Consider the following 9,676-nt stretch of genomic DNA (forward strand, 5'->3'; position numbering starts at 1 on the left):
TATCCCTCAACTTTCATTGGGATTTGCTAAACTTCAAGCCATTGTTTATAGGCTCACTTCCCCAATTTTTATATTCCTAACTCACCCTGAATTCTATTTTTCCTCTGCCTAAAGTGACACAACAGGGTTAAGCTTTTGATACTCGCTAATGAACCTCTGAGCTTTGTTAATAAACCTCGGAACTTTGCCCATGAACCTCTGAGCTTCGTCGATGAACCTCTAAGGTTTGTGCGTGAACCTCTGAGCTTCGTTAATAAACCTCAGAACTTTGCCCGTGAATCTCTGAACTTCGTTGATGAACCTCTAAGGTTTGCGGATAGACCTCAGAGCTTCGTCGATTAACCTCTAAGGTTTGCGAATGAACCTCAGAACTTCATTAACGACTTTTAATGAAAAAATATCCAACCAATAGTGCTGGATTTAGATCCCCGACTTCTTGAAGAAGTCGGGGATCTAGGCTACCACGAAATATCCCTGTTCTGTCACTCTCCGAAAACATTTGCTATTGCTGAATTCTAGAGCTTTTGCATAGCAAGCGATCGCACGATTATTTTCTAATCACAAATACAAGACCCATTTTTTTCTAATAGGATAGCTTGTATTGATTGCCTCATAAGACTTCTAGCAATTGCCCTCCCGGAAAGTGACAAAAGCGGGATATAGGGGTTCTCGGTTGACTGAAGTACAGTTTTGACCTCTCTCCAAACCTCTCTCCTGCGAGGAGAGAGGCTTTGATTTTTCCCCCTTCCCGCGTCGGGAAGGGGGCTAGGGGGTTAGGTCTGGTCTGTGTACCTCAGTCAATTGAAAATGGTTATATATACAATTATTCCTAAATTTATAGGCTAAAGCGTGTAGTAGAATTTGCTCAACCCCGTAAAACTACACATGGCTTTAGACTTCTCCGGTCAAAATCTGCGAGGACGCAACTTTAAGGGTAGACAAGACCTTGTAGGTGCAAACTTTAGCTATGCCGATATTCGAGGGGCAAACTTTAGCGGTGTTAACCTCACAGGTGCAAACTTTAGTCACGCCAAAGCTGGACTACAGCGACGTTGGGTAATTGGTTTAGTTCTTGTTTCATGCTTCTTTTCGGCACTGTCAACATTTTTCTCGGCTTTGAATGGTTACATGATAGGGTGGCTGATATTTGACTCGTCTCTAAAGAACCAAATTGCGGCCTGGGTTGTTTTAATCGTCTTGATTGCCTTCTACTTCATCACAATTCGTCAAGGATTAACAGCTGGTTTAGGAGCCGTCGCCATCGCCGGAGCCATCAGCGTCGCCGTCGCCGTCGCCATCGGCGGAGCTTTCGCCATCGCCATCGGCGGAGCCGGAGCCATCAGCGTCGCCGTCGCTGGAGCCGTCGCCATCGCCGGAGCCATCGACATTGCCGGAGACTTGGCCATCGCCATCACCGTCGCCGTCGCCATCAGCGTCGCCATCAGCGTCGCCGGAGTCATCAGCGTCGCCGTCGCCTTCGCCGGAACCTTACTGAACATTTACATCGCTTGGCAAGCGATGAAAGGAAATGAAAAATATTCCCTAGTTCGTGATATGGCTATTGCCTTTGCAGCTATAGGAGGTACAAGCTTTCGTAACGCTAACTTAACCAATGTCGACTTCACCAAAGCTATACTCAAAAGCACTGATTTACGCAACACTATCCTCACCCTTACTTGTTGGCATCAAGCCAAAATGCTTGACCGTATTCGTCCTGGTTCAACTTATCTGCAAAACCCACAAGTACGTCAACTGCTAGTTACCGGACAGGGACAAGACAAAAACTTTAACCGCCAAAACCTGCGAGGTATCAATTTACAAAAAACTAACCTAGCAGATACCAGCTTTATCAGCGCTGACCTCAGTGAAGCTAATTTGCAAGATGCCGATTTATCAAGAGCCAAACTCAAACAAACCCAACTCGACGCAACCGATTTAACAGGCGCAACCCTCACAGGTGCATTCATTGAAGATTGGGGCATTACCAGAGAAACTAAACTGCATGGCGTAAGGTGTGAATATATCTTCATGCGCTTACCCACCAAAGACAACCCCGACCCCCTCCGCAAACCAGATAATCAACAAGAAGTATTTAAAGACGGCGACTTTGCTGAATTTATTCAGCCAATTTTTGACACCCTCGACCTTTACCACAATCAAGGCGTTGACCCCCGGGCTATTGCTATTGCTTTCAAAAACCTCGCAGAAAACCATCCCGAAGCTGAGTTAGAAATCGTCGCAATGGAGAAACGCGGCGATGATAAATTCTTACTCCGCGCCAAAACGGCCGAAGGCATTAATAAATCGCAACTGAGCGCCGAATATTTTGAAGATTATAATCAACTCAAAGTTTTATCGCAGAGTCGGCAATTACTACTTATAGAAAAAGACGATCGCATTCGTAGTTTAGAAAATATGCTCACAACTGCACTCCAGCAGCCAAAGTTTAATACACAAGGAACTACCATCATGTCGCAAGATAATCCCATCCATATCAGCGCTGGCAGAGATATTAGCGGTGTCATCAACCTGGGTAAAATTGGCGGTGATGTTACCAATACAATTCAACAGTTACCCGAATCACGCCAAACTGATCAACCAGGAATTAAAGAATTACTCACGCAGTTACAAGCGGCAATTTCCCAATCTTCAGAATTATCTGATGAAGACAAAGCCGAGGCTTTAGAACAAGTCAAAACTCTAGCCGAAGCAGGTCAAAATCCTCAAGAACCTACCAAGCAAAAGACTGCAAAGACAGCCATCACCATGTTAAAAGGGTTATTTTCTGGCTTACCCACTGTCACCAAATTAGTAGAAGAAGCGAATAAATTATTACCTGTAATTACTAAATTATTCGGTTTAGGGTAATTCGAGCGGTTTAGATCCCCGACTTCTTTAAGAAGTCGGGGATCTTGTTGTTCATGAATGATTGAAAAATGCTATGGTGCAAAATGCAACAACAAATCCAAACTCTTTCTTAGTTTGTGGACTGGGCAGTTTAGGTCAATATTGCGTATCTGTGCTGAAGGAGTTTGGCGTTAAGGTTAGTGCCATTGAAGAGATAAATACTCAAAATTGGGAAATTCCTGAGTTACCTGATTTGATAGATAAATTGGTGATTGGTGATTGTCGCCAACCTAAAATATTAGAACAAGCAGGAATCAAACAGTGTCGGGCAATTTTGATTGTAACCAGCGATGAGCGCGTAAATATAGCCGCCGCATTTGCCGCGCGATCGCTTAATCCTCAAGTTCGCTTAGTCATCCGTTCAGCCCAAGACAATCTCAATGAGTTACTGAGCGAAAGCTTGGGTAATTTTATCGCCTTTGAAGCCACGCAGTTACCAGCTAATAGTTTTGCTTTAGCCGCATTAGGTAATGAAACCAGAGGATTTTTTAATTTAGACAACCGTTCACTGCGAGTTTTGGGGATATCTATTGATGCTTCTCATCGTTGGAGCGATCGTCACCTTTATAAAATTAATAGTAGCAACCGACGAATACTTATCCACACCAGAGCCGGAAAACCCCTACCCAAGGGTTTTTATCAATGGAACCCAGATGCAAAAGTTCTTCCCGGAGATTTTATCTTCTATGTTGAGTTAATTGAAAGTCTGAGTTCTCATCCCACAAGACATAACAACACTTTTAAGTGGGATGAAATTGTCACTGGGATGACATGGCAAAATTTACGCAACAGGTTAACTCAGTTTTGGGAAGAAAGTAATCAAACCAGTCGTGTAGCCTTTGTGGGTGCAATGGTGATGCTGAGTTGGTTCTTGTTTGGGACACTGCTGTATAAATTGCACTATCCTGACATTACCTGGCAAGATGCTTTGAATGTTTCTTTGATATTAATTCTTGGCGGCTATGGCGATGTATTTGGAGGACTAAAAAGAGAATTTCCCGCTCCTTGGTGGCTGCATTTATTCAGTATTGGTATGACTGTCACCGGGACGATTTTTGTTGGTATTCTTTATGCTTTGATTACAGAACGTGTCTTATCTACAAGATTCCAGTTTTCTAAGCGTCGTCCCCGCATCCCCAAAGCAGACCATGTAATTCTAATTGGGATGGGAAGAGTCGGTCGAGGAGTCGCACAGTTGTTGCAAGAACTCAGACAACCTTTATTAGGAGTGCATACCAAAGACTTAGAACCAGGAGTGTTACCCCAAATGCCCTTAGTTTTGGGCAACATCCAAAATGCTTTGAACAAAGTTAATCTTACCACTGCCAAAAGCGTTATTGTCGTTACCGATGATGAAGTAGCAAACCTAGAATTTGCCTTAAAAGCTCGTGCTGTCAACCCTCAAGCCAATTTAGTAATCCGTACCTTTGACCCGCGTTTTAGCGAAAATGTTGCCCAACTGCTACCTAATGCTAGAGTTTTAGGCGTTTATGAACTAGCCGCCGAAGCATTCGCCGCCGCAGCGTTTGGCGAAAATGTTTTAAATTTATTTCGTTTAGATAACCAAACTACTTTAGTTACCGAATATGAAATTGAAGCCGACGATACCCTCAATGGCAAATTAATCGCTGATATTGCCTATGGTTATGGGATAGTGCCAATTTTACACATCAGAGCTAAACAGTACACACCCAAGTTTATGCCCTCTGATGATATCAAAATAGCTGTAGGCGATCGCTTGGTGGTATTAGCCACCATTGAGGGGTTGCAACGAGTCGAACGGGGAACCATCAAAACAGGTCAAAAGTTAGTGCGAGTTGAAAAAACAATTTCACAAGAAGCTGCATTTGAAGGCGCAGCAGTAATTTCACGAGTTACTGGTTGTGATATCCAACTAGCGAGAACGCTAATGAATCAACTACCAGCAACTCTGCAATATCCTCTCTACCTGCACCAAGCACATCGTTTGGTGTATGAATTGAGTAAAGCCCAAGTTTCATCTCACATCGAATAGTGCTGAGTAGTGTATTTTTTCCTAAAACAACGCCGTGTGCAACTTTCTCTCAAACCTAACCCCCAACCCCTTCCCTTTAAAGCCTCTCCCCGCGCCGGGGAGAGCCTTGGAGAGAAGTTTTAAAAATAAGTCGCACATCGCGTTATAGTTTTTTCTACACCTCATACCGTTTCACTTTAAGTTTGATACAAGTAGGTCGCAGGGGGGCAGGGGGTAGGGAGCAGAGGGAAAGAATTAAAAACCATTAATTTGTATCAAGATTTTCGTGAATTGGTATCACACCCTTTCATCGCTATCCATTGTGTAACAGGAGCCATTGCTTTCCAGCCTAAGAATTTACCAATTGGTTCGGCTCTTTGAATAGCAATGCGAGTAAAATTACCACCTACTTTTTCATACCATTTAAATAAGGTTTGCTCACCTTCTATGGTGACGACATTAGCAACTAAACGTCCGCCTGGACGTAGTGCTTGCCAACAAATATCAAATAATCCCTCTGCTGTGACTCCACCACCAATAAAAATAGCGTCTGGTGTGGGTAATTCTGTTAAGGCTAATGGTGCTTTACCCGAAATAATTTGCAGATTTGGCGTACCTAAAGCGGCGGCATTGTCGGCAATGTATTGTAGTCTAGATGAGTTTTGTTCAATTGCGATCGCTCGACATCGGGGATGAGTCCGCATCCATTCAATGGAAATTGAACCACAACCCGCGCCCACATCCCACAAAAGTTCTCCTGGTATGGGTGCTAAGGTTGATAAAGTCACTGCTCGTACTTCACGCTTGGTAAGTTGTCCATCGTGATGGTAAGCTTCATCAGGCAATCCCGGTATTCTTGCTAAAGGTACAACTCCAACATCAGCAATACAATCAACGGCAATTGTATTTAGTGCAGCAATTTCCGTTTGATTCCAAGATGCAGCTGTCGCTTCTACAATCTGTTCGTGAATGCCGCCCATACGTTCCAATACAGTGATTTTACTATTCCCGTAGTCCCGATTTGTGAGAATTTCTGCCACAATTTTGGGTGTTTCTCTTCCTTCACTCAAAATTAATAATTTGGCTCCAGGATAGATGTAATATGCCAGCAAAGCTGAAGGACGACCACACAAACTTATAGTTTCTACCTCAGTTAAAGACCATCCGAGTCTAGCGCAGGCGAGGCTAAAGGCTGAAGGTGCGGGGATAATCGTTATTTCTGACATGGGAATGTGCCGCATTAAGGTGACACCAACGCCGTAACACATGGGATCACCACTGGCTAAAATGCAGGTTAATTGACCCCGACGGCGGATAATTTCTGTAATTGATGCGCTGAATGGAGAACTCCAAGCTATTTTTTCCCGTTGCTCATCAATAGGGAGCATAGCTAAATGCCGATCGCCGCCTATAATAATTTCAGCTTGAGCAATTATAGAATGGGCGATCGCACTTAATCCCTGTAGTCCATCTTCACCAACGCCTATAATAGATAGCCATTTCTGTCTCATGGAATTTAACAACAAAGAATTCAGAAATTAGGCAACAGAAACTTTCTTACACAAAAGAATACACACAGTCACCACTAAGCAAGCAACCTCAGCCAACAAAAACGCACCTACGGATGTTAGACTAAGTTGCTTAATTAATAAAGAAACTATAGCAGTCCCGCCAGCACTACCGCCAAAGTATAAGCCAGTACCCAAACCCGCCTGAGTTGCGGGTAGTTTTCCCAGTACCAAGGGAATCATGCTGAGAAAAACTAGACTAAAACTGATCCCAAAAGCCAAAATTAAGGCGATCGCTAGGATGTAATGATCGTTTAATACTGTTAGTCCCATCAAGCCAGTCATGCTTCCCAGTCCCAATAACATCGATTTATTTGCACCTAAATCTGCTGTCCAGTCTCTTAGGGGTACAGATGCGATCGCCGAGACTAACAGTATTTCAGACGCAATAATTTCTACTTGCAATCCCGGTAGTTGAGTTTGTAATTCTGGTGGAAAAATTGCAAATAGCAGGTTAACTTCAAATCCTGTGGCTAAACCGATGGCAAAAATCAGGATTAACAGCATAGTCGGTGCAGTCGCTGATTTTTGTTGATGATGGATAGGAGGGTTAAAAGCCTGTTTGGGACTGAATAATTGCAAAATGTATGCTCCCAAAACTAAAGCGATCGCTCCCAGCATAAAAGTAATTGATGCACCCATGCTGTAGAGTAAGGTATTAAATAATGGTGCGATCGCTGCCACTGTGCCAAACACAAGTACCAAAATGGCATTAGCTTGGGATAATTCGGTTGTTGGGACAAATTGAGTTAAAAGTGCGATCGCTGGACTCCGAAAAATAATCATGGCCATTACCCAAGCCGTCATCAGCACTGGAATTACCCAACGGATACCTGTTGGTAAATTATGCTCAGTTAATAACGAGACAGTGGCAAAAATTAAACCCGCCAATACTACCCCAACGCTAATCATTGGCAAACGACTACCCAAACGCTGCTGGATGCGATCGGAAATTCCGCCGCTCAAGGGTTCGATAACTGCGGAAAGTAACCCTTGCAATATTCCCAACCAACCTGCTAATTCCACAAATTCTAGTTCTTGCAAAATTTTTGGTTGATAAAAAGCATATGCCATCCAACTGAGGATGATTGCTACTAATAAAGCAGCTAATCCCCAAACTTGCCGCCATAATATTTCACTGTTGGTATTGAAAGAGTTAACCATTATTCTGCCTGTCTTCCGTGGTGCGATTTTAAAACAATTTTGTGAACTAAATCGCATTAGAAATTGCACAATTAAGAAATTTGAAAACCATAAATTTGTACAATCAAGAACATTTTAATCAAGACTTTACTCCTACATTTCTAGTAAAAACACTAATAATTGTACATGATTTTTACTTTAATCCACTAATCATTGTAATCTCAAATAAATGAATAACCGTATTTCTAATATTTAAATCATGTTGCTTATTGCACCTCTTTTCTGTATGTAAATTGCCCAGACTCTTAAAAAATATAAGCTTATTTCTATTGTTTAAGCTATTTTTAAATTTAAATAAAATTACCACATTGTTGACTTATATTGTATAATTTATTGGTTAGTATATTTAGATAAACAAAAGAATATTCTACATTCAAGGTTAATTACCATATAAGTATAAGCCATGTTATAAGTTATGTGAATATCATAATTATTATTTTGTGTTTTATAAGTAAGACTCTATTCGATAATATGTCATATCCATTAGGTATGAAAAATTGCCGAATTAGATAAATTATCCTTCGTAAAGCCTAGCTCTCTATAAAAAAGTAGAGACACGATCAATCGCGTCTCTACTTTTTTATTCACGTACTTACACCAATTCACGAAAATCTTGATACAAATTAATGGTTTTTAATTCTTTCCCTCTGCTCCCTGCCCCCTGCCCCCCTGCGACCTACTTGTATCAAACTTAAAGTGAAACGGTATTACACAATGATATAGTCATGTCTAGGCAAATACTTACCACGTACCCAGTGAACCGAAAAATTAAGGGTATAGGTGAGTAAATCTCATGACTTATATACTAACAAGTGCTGATTCTTCTTGCTGTTCTTGTTGATACAGTCCTTGTGTTAGCTGCTGACAAAGTTCGTCTAATTCTGAATCTCTCTGCTCAATAATCTGTTTTGCTAAGGTGATTAGTCGTTCAATATTTTCTGAACTTGCATCATCTATATTGTCATTAGCTTTAGTTAATTGTCTTTGGAAGCGATAGTATTGTTTAGGATAACCGTCAGCTTGTGGTAATAATTGTTCTAGCTGACAAGCTACCGATTCACTGCTACCATCCAAAGTAATATTTAGCATTGGCTCCACCCACTGAATCAAACCCCAATTCACTGCTTGATCGTAATTGTATCGACGATTAAGAGAACCTGTACCTAATGAAACTACCAGAATATCATTGATAGTCAGTGGTTGTTGGTCTGGCTTTTGAGGATTTGCTCTAGCAGAAGAAATCAAAGCTTCCATAATTGCTAAAGAAGTTGGATTGTTAGCAAACACACCACCATCCACCAAGGCATAGTAACCGCTATTTGTAGGGTCGGCTGTATCAAGTTTATAAGGCTTGAAATAAGTCGGTGCAGCAGAAGTAGCCATTGCTGCTTGTTTCATTGTATAGCCATCACAAATCTTGCGGAAATTTTCACCTAATTTTTGGTCTTTTACATTATTGACAAAGAAAATAGGCATTCGCAATTCAATATCATAGCTAGTAATAAAAAGATTAGTTAGTGCTTTTTTAACAAGAGTATCTTGCAAATATTCTGTTAAAACTTCGTCTCTGCCTTTTGAAGAATATTTTGCCTTTAAAATATCATCAAGCTTGAAGCTTTTTGCAATTGGAGATTCTGAGAAAATTCGCTTTCCATCTTGGCGATAGATATCAATTAACTCCTCAGCTTTAAACTGTGGTTGATTTTGATAGCTAGGATGTGGCTTAGTTAGAGCAGCGGTTAAAATTCCTCCTGTTGAAGTTCCAGCAATTAAATTAAATAGCTGACAAATCGGTTTATTTGTGCGTTTTTCGATTTCGTCCAGAATAATTGCTGGGATGATACCGCGAATACCACCGCCGTCAATGGACAATATTTTGTAGCGATAAGCCATGTAAACTCCTAATTCTATTTTTGATGGCTGCTGTCTGAGATATGAATAATACCGTTTCACTTTAAGTTTGATACAAGTAGGTCGCAGGGGGGCAGGGGGTAGGGAGCAGGGG

General features: G+C 41.5%; 5 protein-coding genes. 2 read left to right on the forward strand and 3 right to left on the reverse strand.

The window, feature by feature from the left end:
- Positions 1-885: 885 nt before the first annotated feature.
- Both IQ259_RS26030 and IQ259_RS26035 read left to right on the forward strand, forming a co-directional pair.
- Complete coding sequence (locus tag IQ259_RS26030; RefSeq protein WP_193888881.1) at positions 886-2,868, forward strand: pentapeptide repeat-containing protein; 1,983 nt, start codon at positions 886-888, stop codon at positions 2,866-2,868.
- Positions 2,869-2,941: 73 nt separating this feature from the next.
- Positions 2,942-4,921, forward strand: a complete 1,980-nt coding sequence (locus tag IQ259_RS26035; RefSeq protein ID WP_193888882.1) for a TrkA family potassium uptake protein — start codon at positions 2,942-2,944, stop codon at positions 4,919-4,921.
- A gap of 254 nt (positions 4,922-5,175) precedes the next feature.
- Here IQ259_RS26035 and cbiE read toward each other — a convergent pair whose 3' ends face one another.
- From cbiE to IQ259_RS26050, 3 genes are all read right to left on the reverse strand, one after another.
- Positions 5,176-6,411 (reverse strand): precorrin-6y C5,15-methyltransferase (decarboxylating) subunit CbiE, encoded by a 1,236-nt coding sequence (gene cbiE / locus IQ259_RS26040; protein ID WP_193888883.1) that lies wholly within the window; start codon positions 6,409-6,411, stop codon positions 5,176-5,178.
- A gap of 27 nt (positions 6,412-6,438) precedes the next feature.
- Positions 6,439-7,632, reverse strand: a complete 1,194-nt coding sequence (locus IQ259_RS26045; RefSeq protein WP_193888884.1) for an MFS transporter — start codon at positions 7,630-7,632, stop codon at positions 6,439-6,441.
- Positions 7,633-8,469: 837 nt separating this feature from the next.
- On the reverse strand, positions 8,470-9,676 hold a 1,207-nt coding region (locus IQ259_RS26050), incomplete at its 5' end, for a patatin-like phospholipase family protein (RefSeq protein ID WP_228014796.1).

This window comes from Fortiea sp. LEGE XX443 (genome assembly GCF_015206815.1).
In the GTDB taxonomy this organism is placed as follows: Bacteria; Cyanobacteriota; Cyanobacteriia; order Cyanobacteriales; family Nostocaceae; genus Nostoc_B.

Coding starts and splice junctions, on each gene's coding strand:
- cbiE (WP_193888883.1), bottom strand. CDS start 6,411: ATGAGACAGAAATGGCTATCTATTATAGGCGTTGGTGAAGATGGACTA.
- IQ259_RS26035 (WP_193888882.1), top strand. CDS start 2,942: ATGGTGCAAAATGCAACAACAAATCCAAACTCTTTCTTAGTTTGTGGA.
- IQ259_RS26045 (WP_193888884.1), bottom strand. CDS start 7,632: ATGGTTAACTCTTTCAATACCAACAGTGAAATATTATGGCGGCAAGTT.
- IQ259_RS26030 (WP_193888881.1), top strand. CDS start 886: ATGGCTTTAGACTTCTCCGGTCAAAATCTGCGAGGACGCAACTTTAAG.